This window comes from Mesorhizobium sp. M7A.F.Ca.US.002.01.1.1 (assembly GCF_004022955.1).
Lineage (GTDB): Bacteria > Pseudomonadota > Alphaproteobacteria > Rhizobiales > Rhizobiaceae > Mesorhizobium > Mesorhizobium ciceri.
Genome location: NZ_RZQE01000930.1, coordinates 1 through 1,052, shown reverse-complemented (window position 1 = coordinate 1,052; position 1,052 = coordinate 1). Strand labels below are relative to the sequence as shown.

Below are 1,052 nucleotides of genomic sequence, written 5' to 3'. Positions count from 1 at the left end.
ATGCCCTTGAGCCCAAGCTCCCCGATCCGGCGTACGATCGTCTCCTGCAGATAAATATCGGATATTCGCACCCCGTCGGCACGCTCGGGCAGCTTGAATATCTCGGTACCGCCGATTGCGTCCGCTCGAAGGACGAGGCTTTCGATCACCATGATGCCGCCATCGTCAAAGCGAACGATCTTTGAACGTTCCTCGTCCAGCGCATCGATCACGGTGGTGACATTGAAGAGCGATATTGGCTCGTCAGCAGGAAGCGGCAGGAATTCACCGTACGGTTCGAGGGTTGGCCGAAGCAATTTCGACGCCCTCGCCCGCAGGATGAGCACATGCTCGCCAAGCCATGGAAAATCTGAATATTGCCGGAGCGTACCGTCGTCGTGTTCGCGCAGGATCTCCATCCTGGGCGGATGCCATTGTGTCTGCTTCCGGCCGCAGAGCGTCGAAAACAGCTGGTAGTCGTCCGCCTGCCGAGGAAGGACCCATTCCTGTCCTTCGATCACGCTCAGGACATAGATGTTCATCCGGTCCCCCGCACATCATCGCCTTGGTAGGTTCGGCCTGCTGCGCTGCTCTTCGCGCGCGTTCTCACCGCTGGTCCGCGACGGCCATTTGCGGCACCGGCGGCAATTCGGGTGCATCCATCCCTTTGAAAGGGTCACGCCAGGCGTCGATGTCTTCAAGTCGACGGTACCAGCGGCTGACAGAGGGATAGTCGTCGAGCGGCAGTCTGGCGGCGTCGTTGAACGGTAGGAAGGTCGCCATTCGAAAATCGGCATAGGAAACCGAATTGCCGACCAGCCACTGCCGCTCGGCAAGCACGGCGTCGAGTATTGCCGCAGCCGTATGGAATTGGTTCAGGCCCTCCTCCACCCGCTTCTGATCGATCGGGCCGATGCCGTACCGCTGTTTCGTCCCACGTTCGAAATGCACCGTGTCGCAAGCGAGTGCGAAGTGCTCTTTGCCCCAGCTGAGCCACCGGATCATCTCGGGTTCGTCATCGCCGGTACGCCAGAAATCCGAATGCGCGTGGCGCGACAGCCTGCAGGCTATGG

General features: G+C 60.1%; 2 protein-coding genes. Both read right to left on the bottom strand.

Annotation, left to right across the window (positions count from 1 at the left end; translation table 11 throughout):
* A partial coding sequence (locus EN932_RS36820; RefSeq protein WP_128369558.1) for a DUF1629 domain-containing protein occupies positions 1 to 521 on the bottom strand: 521 nt, incomplete at its 3' end.
* Positions 522 to 585: 64 nt separating this feature from the next.
* A partial coding sequence (locus EN932_RS36815; protein WP_128369557.1) for a glutathione S-transferase C-terminal domain-containing protein occupies positions 586 to 1,052 on the bottom strand: 467 nt, incomplete at its 5' end.